Consider the following 15,463-nt stretch of genomic DNA (forward strand, 5'->3'; position numbering starts at 1 on the left):
TGGTTACCAGGGCATGGCGACTCCACCGTTCGGGCGAAGGATCTGGCCCGTCATGAAGGACGAAGCGTCCGAGGCGAGGTAGAGCACTGCCTGGGCTATGTCCTCGGGCTCGCCCACGCGGCGCAGCGGGGACATCCGCGTCATCATCGCCTCGGTCTGCTCCTGGACCTCGGGGCTGTGCCGGCCGGTCATCGGGGTGCGGATCCAGCCGGGAGCGACGGCGTTGACGCGGATGCCGTGCGGGCCGGCCTCGGTGGCGAGGGTCTTGGTCAGCTGGACGACGGCGGCCTTGGCGGCGCTGTAGCAGAGCAGGCCGGGCTGGGCGGCGTCCACGGCGCCGGAGGCCATGGTGATGATCGAGCCGGGCCGGCCGGCCGCGATCATGGCTCGCGCCGCCTCCTGGCAGGTGCGCAGCACTCCCTTGAAGTTGATGTCCAGGACCCGGTCGAGGTCCTCGTCGGACGTCTCCAGGACGCTGCTGCTGTGCATGATCCCGGCGATCGCGGCGGTGATGTCGAGCGGACCGGCCTGTGCGATCGCCGCCTTGATCGCGGCGCGGTCGGTCACGTCGAGGGGGTGGGCGGTGGCCCGGCCGCCGGCCTTGGTGATCAGTTCGACCGTCTCCTGGAGCCCCTGGGCGTCGCGGTCCGCGCAGTGCGCGGCGGCTCCGGCTTCGGCGAGGAGTACGGCGGTGGCCCGGCCGATGCCGCTGGCGGCGCCGGTGATCAGGGCGGTCCGGCCGGTGAGTTCGTACGCGCTGGGTGTAGGCATGCGGGGACGGTACGACCGTATCTGACGGGGCGTCAACTATGGTGTCGGGCCGGATTGGCACCGGGGGCACCAGTAGGTGGGGCGGTCGTCCTGGGGGGCCTCGCGGACGGGGGTGCCGCAGCGCAGGCAGGGGCGGTGGGCGCGGCCGTAGACGAACAGGTCCTGGCCGGGGCGACGGCTGCCGGTCGTGTTGCGGCGGCGGGCCTTGTTCGCGTCGAGGAGCCGGTGCGCGGCCGCGGCGAGGCGGGGCAGGGTGCTGGTCGGCAGATCCCCCACCGGGGTCCAGGGGGTGACCTGGGCGAGGAAGCAGAGCTCGGCCTTGTAGATGTTGCCGATGCCGGCCAGGTTGCGCTGGTCGAGGAGGGCCTCGCCGAGGGGGCGGGCGGGGGTGGCGAGGAGGTTCGCGGCGGCGGTGGCCTCGTCCCAGTCGGGACCGAGGAGATCGGGGCCGAGGTGGCCGACGGCGCGGTGCTCGTCCGCGGTGCGGAGCAGTTCCACGACGGGGAGGCGGTAGCCGACGGCGGTGTGGGTGGCGGTGCCGAGGATGACGCGGATCTCGTGGGCGGGGCCGGGTGGGCGGGGGCGGGCGGGGGCGGCTGTGGGGGGTCCGGTGGGGGCGCCGGTGGTGGCGGGGAGGATGCGCCAGGTGCCGTCCATGCGGAGGTGGGTGTGGAGGGTGAGGAGGGGGTGGGGGGCGGCGCCACGTCCGGTGTCGGTGCCGGCGCCGGACCCGGTGTCGGGCGCCGGCGGGGGGCCGAAGCGCATGAGGAGGTGCTTGCCCCGGGTGACCACCTCGAGGGTGGTGAAGCCCGTGAGGTCCGCGGTGGCGAAGCGGGGGACGCGGAGGTCGGAGCGGATGAGTTCCTTGCCCGCGAGGGCTTCGCGCAGCCGGGCCGCGGTGCGGTAGACGGTGTCTCCTTCGGGCATGCGCTCATTCTCCTGCGGGTCGGGATCGTGGGGTGAGGCCGGGGCGCCGCCGCGCGGTGCTTGCTCCCCGCGCCGCCCCGCCCCTCGTTCGTTCGGCGGGGCTGCGCCCCGGGAGGCCGTTTCCGGACTGCGCCTCGGTCCGGTGGCCTCGGTCACCTTCACGCGGCAGTGTTTTGTCCATCGGACCGGGCGTCGGTACTGGCCGGTCGCGGCAGCGATGAGTTTGCCCGGCTCGGAGAGTCTCATCACTGTTGTCGCCATCACAGGAGGAATACATGGCTCAGCTGCTGAGGGTGCAGAACTTCGGCGTTTCGAGTGACGGCATCGGTGCCGGTGAGGACCAGACCCTGGAGAGGCCATTCGGTCATGTGAAGCCCGAGAGGCTGTTCTCCTGGGCCGGTGCCACGGCGAGCTGGCCCATGCGCACCGACCCCGGGGGCAGCCGGGGCCTCGACGACTACTTCACGCGGGACTACGCGCGCAACATCGGGGCCGAGATCATGGGCCGCAACAAGTTCGGGCCCCAGCGCGGGCCCTGGCAGGACTACGAGTGGCAGGGATGGTGGGGTGATGAGCCCCCGTTCCGCACCCCGGTGTTCGTCATGACCCACCACGAGCGTCCTTCGCTCACGCTCTCCGACACCACGTTCCACTTCGTGGGCGGCGACCCCGCCACGGTCCTCGCTCAGGCCCGGGAGGCTGCGCAAGGCAAGGACGTCCGGCTCGGCGGCGGGGCCTCCACCATCAGGCAGTTCCTCGACGCCGACCTCGTCGACACCCTGCACGTGGTGGTCTCACCGGTGAAGCTCGGGTCCGGGGTGCGGCTCTGGGAGTCCCCCGACGAGCTGCTCGACCGGTTCCACCTGGAGGTCGTGCCCAGCCCGAGCGGGGTGACGCACCACGTGTTCTGGCGGAAGTGACCGGCCTTCGGGCAGCGACCGGTCTCCAGGCAGCGACCGGTCTCCAAGCAGCCCCGGACGCCCGCCCCGACTCCGGTCTCCAGGTCGTGGGGCGGGGCCGGTCAGTGGCGCAGGCGGAGGCCTTGGGGGGTGGCGTGGAAGCCGGTGGCTTCTACGGGCGGGGCGTAGGGGGAGGTGAGGGCGGGCGCCGCGTTGATGCGTTCCAGCGTGAGGGTGGGGAGCGTGCCCTTGCGGGAGGCCGTGGTGAGGGCCGTCAGGGCGGCCGTGAGGTGAGGGGCGTCCGGGTCGGGCCAGGCCAGGAGTGTCTTGCCGCCGCGCTCCAGGTAGAGGGTGAGCTCGCCGTCGACCAGGACCACCAGGGAGCCGGCCTTGCGGCCCGGTTTGTGGGTGGCTCCGGACGGGGGCTCCGGCCAGGGCAGGGCCGCGCCGTAGGCGTTCGCCGGGTCGGCGGCTGCCAGGACCACGGCGGCCAGCGGGGGCGGGGTCCGCTCGGCGGCGCGCAGACGGTCGACCGCGCCGTCCATGGCGAACTGGGCCGCGCCCAGGCCTTCGACCACGTAACCCCTGCGGGCCTGGCCGCTGTCCTCGAAGGCGGACAGGACCCGGTAGACCGCACTGAAACCGCCCTCCACGCCTTCCGCGGCCACCGCGCCCCGGGTCACCACCCCGTGGCGGTCGAGCAGGGTGCGGGCCAGGGCGTGCGCGCGGTGGGTCGGGTCCGCGGCGTGGACCGGGAGCAGGGACCAGCGGCCCGACACCGTGGGCGGGCCCGTACGGGAGGCAGGGGTGGTGAGGGTGCCGTAGCGGCCGCGGGGGATCGTCCGGCGGGCGCGGTGGGCGGTGGCGCCCGCCGTGCGGCCCGAGCCGAGGAGGGAGCGCAGGGGGGCCAGGGTGTCGTTCGTCAGGCGGCCCGACCACGCCAGGTCCCAGACAGCGGAGGAGAGGTCCGCGTCGGAGGCGTCCGGGTGCAGTGCGCGGACCCGGTCGGTGAGCTGGCGGAAGAACAGGCCGTAGCCGCCGGAGAGGGCGGAGAGGACCGCTTCGTGGAGCGGGGAGAGCTCCAGGGGGTGGGGCTGGGGGAGCAGGAGGGGGGCCGCCTCCGCGAGGTAGAGGGAGATCCAGCCGTCCTTGCCCGGCAGGGCCCCCGCGCCGGCCCAAATCACTTCGCCGGTGGTGGTGAGCTCGTCCAGGAGGGTCGGGGAATAGTCCGCCACGCGGGAGGGGAGGATCAGGCGCTCGAGGGCGGAGGCGGGAACCGCCGCGCCCTGGAGCTGCTCGATCGCGCGGGCCAGGCCGTCGACGCCGCGCAGGGCTCCGCCCAGGTGCTGCCACTGGGGGAGGAAGGTGGCGAGGGAGGCGGGAGGGACCGGCTCCAGTTCCTGGCGCAGGGCTGCCAGCGAGCGGCGGCGCAGCCGTCGCAGCACCGTCGCGTCGCACCATTCCTGACCGATGCCCGCCGGGTGGAACTCGCCCTGGACCACCCGCCCGGCCGCCGCGAGCCGGTGCAGCGCACCGTCCGTCACGGCCGTGCCGAGCCCGAAGCGGGCGGCGGCGGTGACCGTGGTGAAGGGGCCGTGGGTGCGGGCGTACCGGGCCAGGAGGTCGCCGAGCGGGTCCTTCACCGGCTCGGTGAACGCCTCCGGGACGCCCACCGGGAGCGCCGTGCCCAGCGCGTCGCGCAGCCGGCCCGCGTCCTCGATGGCCGCCCAGTGGTCCGCGCCGCCGATCCGGACCCGGATCGCCCGGCGGGATGCGGAGAGGGACTGCGCCCACTGCGGGTCCGCGCCGCGTGCCGTCAGTTCCTCCGGGGTCAGCGGGCCCAGCAGGCGCAGCAGGTCGGCCACCGACTCGGCGTCCTTGGCCCGACGGTCCTCCGTCATCCACTGGAGCTCCCGCTCCAGCTCCGTCAGCACCTCCGCGTCGAGCAGCTCGCGGAGCTCCGCCTGGCCGAGCAGCTCGGCCAGCAGCCGGGAGTCCAGCGACAGCGCGGCCGCCCTGCGCTCGGCGAGCGGCGAGTCGCCCTCGTAGAGGAACTGGGCGACGTAACCGAAGAGGAGGGAGCGGGCGAAGGGGGAGGGCTCGACGGTGGTGACCTCGACCAGGCGGACCCGGCGTGCCTCGATGTCCCCCATCAGCTCGGTCAGGCCGGGCACGTCGAAGACGTCCTGCAGGCATTCCCGTACGGCCTCCAGCACGATCGGGAACGAACCGAACTCGGAGGCCACCTGGAGCAGTTGCGAGGCGCGCTGGCGCTGCTGCCACAGAGGGGTGCGCTTGCCGGGATTGCGGCGCGGCAGCAGCAGGGCGCGCGCCGCGCACTCGCGGAAGCGGGAGGCGAACAGCGCGGAGCCGCCCACCTGGTCGGTGACGATCTGCTGGACGTCCCCGTGGTCGAAGGCCACGTCCGCGGCGCCCAGCGGGGGCTTGTCGTCGTCGAAGTCGAAGGAGGCGGAGGAGGGTCCTCGCGCCGGGTCGTGGTCCAGTAGGTCCAGGTCCATGTTCAGCAGGTCCGCGTCCGGGAGGCGGAGCACGATGCCGTCGTCGGCGTGCATGACCTGGGCGTCCATCCCGTACCGCTCGGAGAGGCGGGCGCCGAGCGCCAGCGCCCAGGGGGCGTGCACCTGGGCGCCGAACGGGGAGTGGACGACGACCCGCCAGTCGCCGAGCTCGTCGCGGAACCGCTCGACGACGATGGTCCGGTCGTCCGGTACGTGGCCGCAGGCCTCGCGCTGTTCGGCGAGGTAGGACAGGACGTTCTCGGCGGCCCAGGCGTCCAGGCCCGCCGCCAGCAGCCGCACCCGGGCGTCCTCGGCGGTGAGGCCGCCGAGCTCGCGCAGGAACGCGCCGACCGCGCGGCCCAGTTCCAGCGGGCGGCCCAGCTGGTCGCCCTTCCAGAACGGGAGGCGGCCCGGGACCCCGGGGGCGGGGGTGACCAGGACGCGGTCGCGGGTGATGTCCACGATCCGCCAGGAGGTGGTGCCGAGGGTGAAGACGTCGCCGACGCGGGACTCGTAGACCATCTCCTCGTCGAGCTCCCCGACCCGGCCGCCGCCCTTCTTCGGGTCGGCTCCGGCCAGGAAGACGCCGAAGAGGCCGCGGTCCGGGATGGTCCCGCCGGAGGTGACCGCGAGCCGCTGGGCGCCGGGCCGGCCGGTGATCGTCCCGGCGACGCGGTCCCACACCACCCGGGGGCGGAGCTCGGCGAAGGCGTCCGAGGGGTAGCGGCCGGCCAGCATGTCCAGCACCGCCGTGAACGCCGAGTCGGGCAGCGCGGCGAAGGGGGCCGCCCGGCGCACCAGGGCGAGCAGGTCGTCCAGCTGCCAGGTGTCCATCGCGGTCATCGCGACGAGCTGCTGGGCGAGGACGTCCAGCGGGTTGGAGGGGATCCGCAGGGACTCGATCGAGCCGGTGCGCATCCGCTCGGTGACCACGGCGGCCTGGACGAGGTCGCCCCGGTACTTGGGGAAGACGACGCCGGTGGAGACCGCGCCCACCTGGTGCCCGGCCCGGCCCACCCGTTGCAGCCCGGAGGCCACCGACGGCGGGGACTCCACCTGGATGACGAGGTCCACGGCGCCCATGTCGATGCCGAGCTCCAGGCTGGAGGTGGCGACCACGGCGGGCAGCCGGCCCGCCTTCAAGTCCTCCTCCACCAGCGCCCGCTGCTCCTTGGAGACCGAACCGTGGTGGGCGCGGGCCAGCAGCGGGGGAGCGCCCTGGGCGGCGCCCGACTGGGCCATGATCTCGGCCGGGGGCGGGCCCTCGGGCAGCGGGCCGCCGGTGGCCCGCTCGTACGCGATCTCGTTGAGCCGGTTGCACAGGCGCTCGGCGAGTCGGCGGGAGTTGGCGAAGACGATGGTGGACCGGTGGGCCTGGACCAGATCGGCGATCCGCTCCTCCACGTGCGGCCAGATGGAGGGCTTGTCGCCGCCCTCCTTGCCCTCGGTGGCGGGGGAGCCGCCCAACTCGCCCATGTCCTCGACCGGGACGACCACCGACAGGTCGAACTCCTTGGTGGAGGGCGGCTGGACGATCTCCACCTTGCCGCGCGGGGCGAGGTAACGGGCCACCTCCTCCACCGGGCGGACCGTCGCCGACAGGCCGATCCGGCGCGCGGGGCGGGGCAGCAGCTCGTCCAACCGCTCCAGGGACAGCGCGAGATGGGCGCCGCGCTTGGTCCCGGCGACCGCGTGCACCTCGTCCAGGATCACCGTCTCGATCCCGGCCAGGGCCTCGCGGGCGGCTGAGGTCAGCATCAGGAACAGCGACTCGGGCGTGGTGATCAGGATGTCCGGCGGCCGGGTCACCAGCGCGCGCCGCTCGGCCGGCGGGGTGTCGCCGGAGCGGATCCCGACCCGGATCTCCGGCTCGGGCAGGCCCAGGCGCACCGATTCCTGCCGGATACCGGTCAGCGGGCTGCGGAGATTGCGCTCCACGTCCACCGCCAGGGCCTTCAGCGGCGAGATGTACAGCACCCGGCAGCGCTTCTTCGGCTCGGCCGGGGGCGGGGTCGAGGCGAGCTGGTCGAGGGCGGCGAGGAAGGCGGCCAGGGTCTTGCCGGAGCCGGTGGGGGCCACCACCAGCACGTCCGAGCCCGCCCCGATGGCCCGCCAGGCTCCCTCCTGGGCGGAGGTGGGCGAGACGAAGGCCCCCGTGAACCAGGAACGGGTCGCGGGGGAGAACGAGTCGAGCGCGGTACCGGACATGCCCCCATCGTGCACCCGCCCACTGACAACCGGCCGGACCTGTGGAAACACCCCGGCCGGGCCGGGCGCAGAATGGGAGGATGGGGACCGGGACCGGAGCGGACGAGGGCCGCCGCGAGTGGGCGCGGCACTGGCAGTACGCGGAACTGCCCGGGCTGGACCTCCTGCGTGCCCACTACGTACGCCACACCTTCCCGCGCCACGCCCACGACGGGTACGTCATCGCGGCCGTCACCGGCGGCGTCGAGGAGATCGGCCTGCCGGGAGACACCCTGCGCGCCGGGCCCGGCAGCGTGGTCCTGATCAACCCCGAGGTCCCGCACACCGCCCGCGCCGGGGTCCCCGAGGGCTGGGCCTACGCCACCCTCTACCCGTCCCGGGCGCTGATCACCGAGGTCGCCACCGAGATCGGGACCCTGCGCGGGACCCCCGGCTTCACCGCCGACATGGTCGCCGACCCGCAGGCCTCGCGGGCCATCACCGAGGTCCACCGGGCCGCCGAGGCCGGCAACGCGCTGGCCGCCGACACCCTGCTGCGCGGGGTGGTGGCGCGGATGCTGACCCGGCACGCCGGGCCGCTGCCCGCCCGTACGGCGGGTCGCGCGGGGGCCGCCGACGCGGAGCGGGCACGCGCAGTACTGGAGGAGCGGATGGGGGAGCCGCCGTCGCTGGAGCAGCTCGCGGCGGAGCTGGGGACGAGCCCCTTCGCCCTGCTGCGGGCCTTCCGGGACCGGTACGGCATGCCCCCGCACACCTGGCTGACCGATGCCCGGGTCCGGCGGGCGCGCCGGCTGCTCGACGCGGGGATCCCGCCGGCGGAAGCGGCCGTCACCGTCGGTTTCACCGACCAGCCGCACCTGAACCGGCACTTCACCCGCATCGTGGGGGTGCCGCCGGGGGCGTACCGGCGGGGGCGGGGCGGCGCGGGGGGCGGCGCGGGGGATTCCGGGCCCGCTGCCCGCCGGGACCCCTCCGGCTAAACCAGCCCCGCGCGGGTCTCCTCGATCAGGGTGCGGGCCTCGGTCACCGTTGCCGTCAGGGACTCGGGGGTGGCGCCCTGGGCGCCCAGCAGGGCCCTTACGCGCTTGCCGAAGGCGGGCGGTGCGGAGGGCAGGAGCTCGGCCGCGGACAGGGCGCCCTTCTCGTTCAGGCACCAGTGGCGGTCGGCCGCGTACAGGGACTGGACGAGGACGCCGAAGGCCCTGGACAGGCAGAGGGAGACGTAGAGGGCGTCCCCGCGGGCCGCGCCCTTCGCGGCGCCCGCGGCGAGGAACTCCGCCTCCCAGGCTCCGGCGATCAGGGACTTCCGCAGGGGCTCCGGGTAGGCCGAGACCGCGGTGCGCAGGGCCGTCAGTTCGCCCGCCGGGTCCGCCAGGACCTGGCCCAGGGCCACCTCGCCCGGGTAGCAGGGGGACCAGAAGCCGAGGGGGTGGCCCGGCTGCACGCCCACCTCGTAGCGGCCCTCGCGGCAGTCCTGCCACACCCGCTCCACCCGGTCCAGGTCGCGCAGGATCCAGTCCACCGCCACGCCGTCGACGCGCAGCCAGGCTCCGCCGTTGACCCAGGGGCCCCAGCCGCCCGGGCCGGCCACCTCCACGTCCGGGCCGGCCAGTGCGCCCAGCGCGGCGAGGTCGAGGGTGCCGCGGTAGTAGACGCCGAGGTCCCAGTCCGATTCGGGGCGGTGCTCGCCGCGGGCCCGGCTGCCGCCGAGCATGACTCCGCGGACGCCGGGCACCTCGGCCAGCCGGTCCGCCATTTCCTTGATCACTTCATGCATGGTGCAAGAACGTACAAGACCGGGATGCCGGGGCCCGCGTAATTTCGGGGCGTGGGAGAACATCGGATGGCCATACAAAACGAACCCGACCAAGTGCCTGACCAAGTGCCCGACCAGGTACCCGGCCGGGAGCTTCCCGGCGGGGCGCTCGCCGTGGACAAGCCGCGCGCCGCCGTGGTCCGGGACGCGCTCGGCGTCGGCGTGGCGGTCGGGCTGTCCGGGTTCGCCTTCGGGGTGACCGCCGCCGGGGCCGGGATCAGCACCCTCCAGGCCTGCGTGCTGAGCCTGCTGGTGTTCACCGGGGCCTCGCAGTTCGCGCTGGTCGGGGCACTGGCCGCCGGCGGGAATCCGTTCACGGCCGCGGCCGGGGCCTTCTTCCTCGGTACCCGCAACGCCTTCTACGGACTGCGGCTGTCCCAACTGCTCGCGCTGCCCAAGGGCGTGCGCCCGTTCGCCGCGCACTGGGTGATCGACGAGACCACCGCCGTGGCCCTGGCCCAGCCCGACCGGAAGTCCGCGCGGCTCGGGTTCACCGTGACCGGGCTGAGCCTCTACGTCCTGTGGAACCTCACCACCCTGCTCGGCGCGCTCGGCGCCGAGGCCATCGGGGACACCAGGGCGTGGGGGCTGGACGCCGCCGGGCCCGCCGTGTTCCTCGCGCTGCTCGCGCCGATGCTGAAGACCGGCACCGAGCGGGCCGTCGCCGCGCTCGCCCTCGTCCTCGGGCTGGGCCTGCTGCCCGTGCTGCCCGCCGGGGTGCCCGTGCTGATCGCGGCGCTGGCCGCGCCGATCGTGCTGTGGATGAAGGGACGCCGCTCGTGAACGTCTGGATCGCCATCGGGCTCACCGTCGTCGGCTGTTACGCCGTCAAGCTCGCCGGACTGCTCGTCCCCGCCGGAGCCCTCGAGCGGCCCGCGGTGCGCAAGCTCGCCGCGCTCCTGCCGGTCGCGCTGCTCGCCGCGCTCACCGCGCAGCAGACCTTCGCCACCGGGCAGGAGCTCGTGCTCGACGCCCGCGCCGCCGGCCTCGCGGCCGCCGCGGTCGCGCTGCTGCTGCGGGCCCCGTTCCTCGTCGTGGTCGCGGCGGCCGTCGCCGTCACCGCGGGGCTGCGGGCCCTGGGAGGCTAGGGCCGGGGAGCCGGCCGTACGCGCGCAGGGTCAGCAGCGCCTCCAGCGTGGCGATCGGGCGCCGCTCCAGCGAGCTGCCCGGCGCCCACGCCCCGCGGTGCACCGGCCAGCCGCCGTCCGGCTGCTGGAGTCCGGCCAGGAAGCGCAGCGAGCCGTACAGCTCCGCGTCCGTGAACCAGCCGCGGGCGAGGGACTCCGGGCGGCGGGCGAAGTCGTACGGGTACAGGTGCTCGCCCGGCGCATGGCCGGGGAGCGGCGGGTGCGCGTCCTGGCGCGCGGGGTCCAGTACGACGAGCCCTTGCTCGCGGACGAGGCGCCCCAGCCGGTCGGCGGCCGCCGCGGCCCGAGCCCGGTCGGGGACCCCGTCGAGGAAGGCCACCGCGCTCTGGATCTCGTACGGGTGCCAGTGGCGCAGGTTCTCCACCCGGTCCCAGCAGAAGTCCGTCGCCCGGAACAGCCATGCGTGCCACACCCGGTTGCGGTGCAGGATTCCGACGACGGGGCCGGTGGCCAGCAGGTCGCCCGGCGGATCGTCGTGCAGCGGGTGGTAGGGGGCCGCCGGGTAGCCGCCGGACGCCGGAGCCGTCGCCGGAAGCGCGCCTTCGGGGGTGGAGACCCGGGTCAGGTGGGCACAGAGCCGCTCGATGCGCTGTCCGCCGCAGCGGCCCAGGCCGTCCAGGACGCGCAGGGCGTGGGCGGTGTGCAGCGGGTGGCTCAGCGGACCGCGCAGATCCGGGTCGAGGGCGTGGCCGTATCCGCCGTCGCCGCCGAGGTAGGCGCCGAGGGCGGCATCGACCGGGTCGGCGTCCCCGCCGAGGAAGTGGAACGCGAACCTCCGCTGCTCCAGCACGCGGGCCGTGAGCCAGATGAACTGTTCGGCGCGGGCCGGCGCACTCGTCGCCGTCGGCGCCGCCGGGGCGCAAGCTTCGTCTCCAGGCATGCCAGGAACCGTAGGGGCCCGGGCGGCGCCGCGGTGGCCCGAACGGGGAGGGTGCACTCTCCGGGGCGGGATACTGGAGGCATGCGGTTGACGATTTTCTGGGAGCGGATGGCCGAGCACTTCGGCGCGGGCTACGCGGACTCCTTCGCGCGGGACCACGTCATGACGGAGCTCGGGGGACGCACGGTCCACGAGGCGCTGGACGCGGGCTGGGAGACCAAGGACGTGTGGCGCGCGGTGTGTTCGGCGGTCGACGTGCCCGCCTCGCTGCGCTAGCGCAGTGCGCCCGGCGGGCCGCCCGCTGCGCCCGGCCCGGGCGAGGTCGCGGTGACCGCTTCGTGGTTCGCGGCGCCGGTGGGACAGACTGGTCGGCGTGGCAGCCAGTGATGAGACGACCGACCGGCCCGAAGACCCCCAGGGCACGCCGCCGCCCCGTCCGGCGGCCCCCTCGGCCGCAGGCCCCGTAACGGAAGCGCCCGAGGTGCCGGTCCCGGTCGGGGTGCCGGCTCCGGCGGATGCCCGGATGCCGCGCTGGCTGCCGCGCGCCGTGGTCCTCGTACTGGCCCTGGTGGCCTGTTTCCAGCTCGGGAGTTGGGCCTTCCACCAGCTCATCGGGCTGCTCGTCAACATCCTGATCGCGTTCTTCCTCGCGCTCGCGATCGAGCCGGCCGTGGCCCGGATGGCGGCCCGCGGGATACGCCGCGGGCTCGCCACCTTCCTGGTGTTCCTCGGGGTGTTCGTCGCGGCCGCCGGATTCCTCGTCCTGCTCGGCTCGGTGCTCGCCGGGCAGATCGTCGACCTGGTGGAGAGCTTCCCCGGCTATCTCGACTCGCTGATCGGATCGATCAACGACACCTTCCACACGGACCTGTCCCGGCTGGAGATCCAGGACAGCCTGCTGCACTCGGACTGGCTGCAGAAGTACGTGCAGAACAGTGCGACCGGCGTGCTCGACGTGTCCGCCACCGTGCTCGGCGGACTGTTCAAGCTGCTGACGATCGGTCTGTTCTCCTTCTACTTCGCCGCCGACGGGCCGCGACTGCGCCGCGCCCTGTGCTCCGTACTGCCGCCCGCGAAGCAGGCGGAGGTGCTGCGGGCGTGGGAGATCGCCGTCACCAAGACGGGCGGGTACCTCTACTCGCGCGGGCTGATGGCGCTGATCTCCGGGATCGCGCACTACATCCTCTTCGCGGTGCTGGGCGTGCCGTACGCGCCCGCGCTCGCGGTGTGGGTGGGGCTGGTGTCGCAGTTCATCCCCACCATCGGCACCTATCTGGCGGGCGCGCTGCCGATGCTGATCGCCTTCACGGTCAACCCCTGGTACGCGCTGTACGTCCTCGGATTCGTGGTGGTGTACCAGCAGTTCGAGAACTACGTGCTCCAGCCGAAGCTGACCTCGAAGACGGTGGACATCCACCCGGCGGTGGCCTTCGGATCGGTCATCGCGGGCACCGCCCTGCTGGGCGCGGTCGGGGCGCTCATCGCGATCCCGGCCGTCGCCACGATGCAGGCCTTCCTCGGCGCGTACGTGAAGCGGTACGCGCTGACCGGAGACGCGGACGCCTCTACTGCCCGGGCCCGTCCGAGGCGCCGAGCACGGATGCCAGGGCGTCCGTGACCCAGTTCTCGACGCCGTCCTTGTCCACGCCGAGGCCGCTGAGCGGACCCGTACCGTTCTCCAGTTCCAGGAGCGCGAGCAGGATGTGCTCGGTGCCCACGTAGCTGTGGCCGAGGCGCAGGGCCTCGCGGAAGGTGAGCTCCAGGGCCTTCTTCGACGAGGCGTCGAAGGGGACCAGCTCGGGGACCTCCTCCACGGCCGGGGGCAGGGCGGCGGTCACGGCGGCGCGTACGTCGACGGCCGCGATTCCCTGGGCGGCGACGGCTTGGGCGGCGAGCCCGTCGGGCTCGGCGAGGAGTCCGAGGACGAGGTGCCCGGTGCGGATCTCGGTGTTGCCGGCGGCGCGGGCCTCGTTCTGCGCGGTGACCACCACGTTGCGGGCGCGGGGGGTGAAGCGGCCGAAGCCCTGGCCGGGGTCGAGTCCGGCGTCGCCCTCCTTGTCGGCCTTGGGCACGAAGCGCTTCTGGGCGGCCTGGCGGGTGACGCCCATGCTGCGGCCGATGTCGGTCCAGGAGGCGCCGGAGCGGCGGGCCTGGTCGACGAAGTGGCCGATGAGGTGGTCGGCGACGTCCCCGAGGGCCTCGGCGGCGACGACTGCGCCGCTGAGCTGCTCCAGGGTGTCGGTGTGGACCTTCTTGATGGCCTCGATGAGGTCGTCGAGGCGTACCGGATTGGTCATGCGAACGGGTTCCACCGAAGGGTTCGTCATGGGTGCAACCCTAGGTTGACAGTCGAGCGGGCGTCAACCCTGGGTTGTCACTCGTCGGGTTCCCGCAGTGTGAACCTCGCGCGCTCGTGCCAGGCCGTTCCGTCGAAGGCCACCAGGTCGACGGCGCGGACGCGGGTGGTGAGGGGGAGCCTGCCGCGCAGGTCCGCCTCGGCGGCGTCCAGGTCCGCCTCCCGGGCGCGCTGGGCCACCGTGAGATGCGGGACCGGATCCGGGTAGCGGCCGCCGTAGGGCCGGACCTGCGGCCAGCGCTCGGTGACCGCGAGGGTCAGCCGGCGGAGCGGGGCGTCGGGCTCCGGGGCGAGGTAGAGCATCCCCGGGAACCGGCCGGTCCCCTCGAAGCGCAGGTCGAAGGCGAGGTGGGGACGCAGGGCCGCGGCGATCCCGGCGTGGACGGAGGCGTCGATCAGGCTCTCCTGGAGGAACGGGTAGAGCACGCTCACGTGCGCCGGCACCCCGGCTCCGGCGCGGGCGGCGGGATCGATCCGGTCCCGCCAGTCCCGGACGGCGGGTTCCGCTTCGGGTATCCGCACGATGAGTGCGGTGCGGCCGGCGGGGAACATGCTGGAGGTGGTGTTCGTGGCGTCCGCGGCATCCGAGGTGTCTGCGGTGTTCGTGGCGTCCGTGGCGTCCGTCATGAGAGTGGATCATGCCACTCGCCGGTGTGGCGGACGGGTCCGGCGTGGCGCGCTTGACAGGGAAATCGAACACGCATTCTTATGGGTTATCCACAGCCGAACCGGGCGTGGGACCGCGTTGTCAGTGGCAGGCGTTAGCGTCAATGGCGTGAAGCGATCGACTCAAGCAAATCGGGTGGAACCCATGGCAGGCAACGACCGCGAGAAGGCTCTCGAAGCCGCGCTCGCACAGATTGAACGGCAGTTCGGCAAGGGTGCCGTGATGCGTCTCGGCGACAAGCCGAACGACCCCATCGAGGTCATCCCCACCGGATCGACCGCGCTCGACATCGCGCTCGGCGTCGGTGGACTGCCGCGCGGCCGTGTGATCGAGGTCTACGGGCCGGAGTCCTCCGGTAAGACGACCCTGACCCTGCATGCCGTGGCCAACGCGCAGAAGGCCGGCGGCACCGTGGCCTTCGTGGACGCCGAGCACGCGCTCGACCCCGAGTACGCCAAGGCCCTCGGCGTCGACACGGACAACCTCATCCTGTCCCAGCCGGACACCGGTGAGCAGGCGCTGGAGATCGTGGACATGCTGGTCCGCTCCGGTGCGCTGGACCTCATCGTCATCGACTCCGTCGCGGCCCTCGTGCCCCGCGCGGAGATCGAGGGCGAGATGGGCGACTCGCACGTGGGTCTCCAGGCCCGTCTGATGAGCCAGGCCCTCCGGAAGATCACCGGTGCGCTCAGCCAGTCCAAGACCACCGCGATCTTCATCAACCAGCTCCGCGAGAAGATCGGTGTGATGTTCGGCTCGCCGGAGACCACCACCGGTGGCCGCGCGCTGAAGTTCTACGCCTCCGTGCGCCTCGACATCCGGCGCATCGAGACCCTCAAGGACGGCACGGACGCGGTCGGCAACCGCACCCGCGTCAAGGTCGTCAAGAACAAGGTCGCGCCGCCCTTCAAGCAGGCCGAGTTCGACATCCTCTACGGCCACGGCATCAGCCGCGAGGGCGGCCTGATCGACATGGGCGTGGAGCACGGCTTCGTCCGCAAGGCCGGCGCCTGGTACACGTACGAGGGCGACCAGCTCGGCCAGGGCAAGGAGAACGCGCGGAAGTTCCTCTGCGACAACCCCGCCCTCTCCGACGAGATCGAGCGGAAGATCAAGGAGAAGCTGGGCGTCGGCATCCGCAAGGACGCCGCTGCGACCGCCGCCGCCACGGCCGAGGCCGGCGCTGACGCGTCCGCCGAGACCGCCGCGGTGCCCGCGCCCGCGACGAAGGCCAAGACCGCGGTCAAGGCCGCCGTCGCCAAGAGCTGACCC

General features: G+C 73.7%; 14 protein-coding genes. 7 read left to right on the forward strand and 7 right to left on the reverse strand.

Annotation, left to right across the window (positions count from 1 at the left end):
- Positions 1 to 3 precede the first annotated feature (3 nt).
- Both OG247_RS30800 and OG247_RS30805 read right to left on the reverse strand, forming a co-directional pair.
- On the reverse strand, positions 4 to 771 hold the full coding sequence (locus OG247_RS30800) for an SDR family NAD(P)-dependent oxidoreductase (protein ID WP_327255233.1): 768 nt from the start codon (positions 769 to 771) through the stop codon (positions 4 to 6).
- Between the two features lie 36 nt (positions 772 to 807).
- Positions 808 to 1,698 carry a DNA-formamidopyrimidine glycosylase family protein gene (locus OG247_RS30805; protein WP_327255234.1) on the reverse strand — a complete coding sequence of 297 codons (891 nt, stop codon included), beginning with the start codon at positions 1,696 to 1,698 and terminating at the stop codon, positions 808 to 810.
- Positions 1,699 to 1,973: 275 nt separating this feature from the next.
- Between OG247_RS30805 and OG247_RS30810 the strand changes: the two genes are divergently transcribed.
- Positions 1,974 to 2,618, forward strand: a complete 645-nt coding sequence (locus OG247_RS30810) for a dihydrofolate reductase family protein (protein WP_327255235.1) — start codon at positions 1,974 to 1,976, stop codon at positions 2,616 to 2,618.
- Between the two features lie 101 nt (positions 2,619 to 2,719).
- Here the strand turns inward: OG247_RS30810 and OG247_RS30815 are convergent, their stop codons facing one another.
- On the reverse strand, positions 2,720 to 7,324 hold the full coding sequence (locus tag OG247_RS30815) for an ATP-dependent helicase (protein ID WP_327255236.1): 4,605 nt from the start codon (positions 7,322 to 7,324) through the stop codon (positions 2,720 to 2,722).
- 80 nt (positions 7,325 to 7,404) lie between these two features.
- On the opposite strand from OG247_RS30815, the gene OG247_RS30820 reads away from it, so the two are divergent.
- Positions 7,405 to 8,304, forward strand: coding sequence for an AraC family transcriptional regulator (locus OG247_RS30820; protein WP_327255237.1), 900 nt, complete (start codon positions 7,405 to 7,407; stop codon positions 8,302 to 8,304).
- On the opposite strand, the gene OG247_RS30825 is transcribed toward OG247_RS30820, so the two are convergent.
- The gene (locus tag OG247_RS30825) at positions 8,301 to 9,101 is read right to left on the reverse strand and encodes a DUF4037 domain-containing protein (RefSeq protein WP_327255238.1); all 801 of its coding nucleotides are present in this window, start codon (positions 9,099 to 9,101) and stop codon (positions 8,301 to 8,303) included. The two genes, OG247_RS30820 and OG247_RS30825, sit on opposite strands and share 4 nt — an antisense overlap.
- Before the next feature lie 66 nt (positions 9,102 to 9,167).
- Between OG247_RS30825 and OG247_RS30830 the strand changes: the two genes are divergently transcribed.
- Complete coding sequence (locus tag OG247_RS30830) at positions 9,168 to 9,923, forward strand: AzlC family ABC transporter permease (protein ID WP_442813460.1); 756 nt, start codon at positions 9,168 to 9,170, stop codon at positions 9,921 to 9,923.
- Entirely contained in the window at positions 9,920 to 10,228 is a 309-nt protein-coding gene (locus OG247_RS30835; protein WP_327255239.1) for an AzlD domain-containing protein, read from the forward strand. The genes OG247_RS30830 and OG247_RS30835 overlap by 4 nt, the downstream gene beginning before the upstream one ends.
- Here OG247_RS30835 and OG247_RS30840 read toward each other — a convergent pair.
- Positions 10,197 to 11,168, reverse strand: a complete 972-nt coding sequence (locus OG247_RS30840) for a hypothetical protein (protein ID WP_327255240.1) — start codon at positions 11,166 to 11,168, stop codon at positions 10,197 to 10,199. The two genes, OG247_RS30835 and OG247_RS30840, sit on opposite strands and share 32 nt — an antisense overlap.
- Positions 11,169 to 11,249: 81 nt before the next feature.
- Here OG247_RS30840 and OG247_RS30845 point away from each other — a divergent pair, with 81 nt between their 5' ends.
- Both OG247_RS30845 and OG247_RS30850 read left to right on the forward strand, forming a co-directional pair.
- Entirely contained in the window at positions 11,250 to 11,444 is a 195-nt protein-coding gene (locus tag OG247_RS30845; RefSeq protein WP_254386113.1) for a DUF3046 domain-containing protein, read from the forward strand.
- A gap of 97 nt (positions 11,445 to 11,541) precedes the next feature.
- Entirely contained in the window at positions 11,542 to 12,786 is a 1,245-nt protein-coding gene (locus OG247_RS30850) for an AI-2E family transporter (RefSeq protein ID WP_442813461.1), read from the forward strand.
- Here the strand turns inward: OG247_RS30850 and OG247_RS30855 are convergent.
- Together OG247_RS30855 and OG247_RS30860 are read right to left on the reverse strand one after the other, a co-directional pair.
- On the reverse strand, positions 12,734 to 13,495 hold the full coding sequence (locus OG247_RS30855; protein WP_327255241.1) for a Clp protease N-terminal domain-containing protein: 762 nt from the start codon (positions 13,493 to 13,495) through the stop codon (positions 12,734 to 12,736). The two genes, OG247_RS30850 and OG247_RS30855, sit on opposite strands and share 53 nt — an antisense overlap.
- A 47-nt stretch (positions 13,496 to 13,542) precedes the next feature.
- Positions 13,543 to 14,151, reverse strand: coding sequence for a 2'-5' RNA ligase family protein (locus OG247_RS30860; protein WP_327255242.1), 609 nt, complete (start codon positions 14,149 to 14,151; stop codon positions 13,543 to 13,545).
- 184 nt (positions 14,152 to 14,335) lie between these two features.
- Here OG247_RS30860 and recA point away from each other — a divergent pair, with 184 nt between their 5' ends.
- Positions 14,336 to 15,460 carry a recombinase RecA gene (recA, locus tag OG247_RS30865; RefSeq protein WP_327255243.1) on the forward strand — a complete coding sequence of 375 codons (1,125 nt, stop codon included), beginning with the start codon at positions 14,336 to 14,338 and terminating at the stop codon, positions 15,458 to 15,460.
- Positions 15,461 to 15,463 lie beyond the last annotated feature (3 nt).

The organism is Streptomyces sp. NBC_01244, assembly GCF_035987325.1.
Taxonomy (GTDB): domain Bacteria; phylum Actinomycetota; class Actinomycetes; order Streptomycetales; family Streptomycetaceae; genus Streptomyces.